1 protein-coding gene is annotated in these 669 nt (G+C 38.9%); it reads left to right on the forward strand.

Features of this window, described 5'->3' with window-relative positions; translation table 11 throughout:
* Positions 1 to 235, forward strand: a 235-nt coding sequence (locus ACEWK1_RS27730; RefSeq protein WP_416636895.1) for a hypothetical protein, incomplete at its 5' end; no start/stop codon positions are given.
* Between the last annotated feature and the right edge of the window lie 434 nt (positions 236 to 669).

Here is a 669-nt window from a genome sequence, read left to right on the forward strand (position 1 = left end):
TGTTAAAAAATGGTCAGACAGAGATGAGTCAGAACAACAGTCAAACGATTCAAGAACTCAAGTCAATTCAAAGCTCCGTAGACCATCATCTGAAAGAGATCAAAACGAAGATAGACCAAGACTTCAAAGCAATCAAAACGAACATGGAGAGCGAGATCAAGAGCATAAGCAAGGAGAGCCGAAACGCCTTCAACGAATTAGAAGCCAAGAGCAAGAACATGATCTCGAACGCTAGAAAAAATATTTTCATTAATGACTGGTTAGACGTTGCAAAATATGGGGCAGGAACTGCGGTTTTTGTTGTTCCAATTTATATGGGGGTTAAATTCCTTCTAGGGTTATTCGGAATTGAAACCCCTTAAAAAAATTCCGTAGTCAAACAAAATAGGGAAATGTTTTTCTTCCTGTTTTGTTTGACTACGCCAGCAACCATAAGGGCGGTAGTTTTTTAGAAGCAGGATTTTATCTGAACAAACCATTCCCCCTTACAGACAAGGTTTTGGTTGCCTTGATGGCAACCCCTTAGCCTTTAGGGCAAATAAAAAAGCCACCCTGCAAAGAGTGGAATTTTATTGCAAACTGGTACTAGCAGTCTGCTTTATCATTCAAAAAGAAAAAGTGAAAACCACTCTATAGCTCGGACAAGCTGAATAAGATGTTTTTTCTATT

It is taken from the genome of Metabacillus sp. YM-086 (genome assembly GCF_048059995.1).
In the GTDB taxonomy this organism is placed as follows: domain Bacteria; phylum Bacillota; class Bacilli; order Bacillales; family Bacillaceae; genus Metabacillus; species Metabacillus litoralis_B.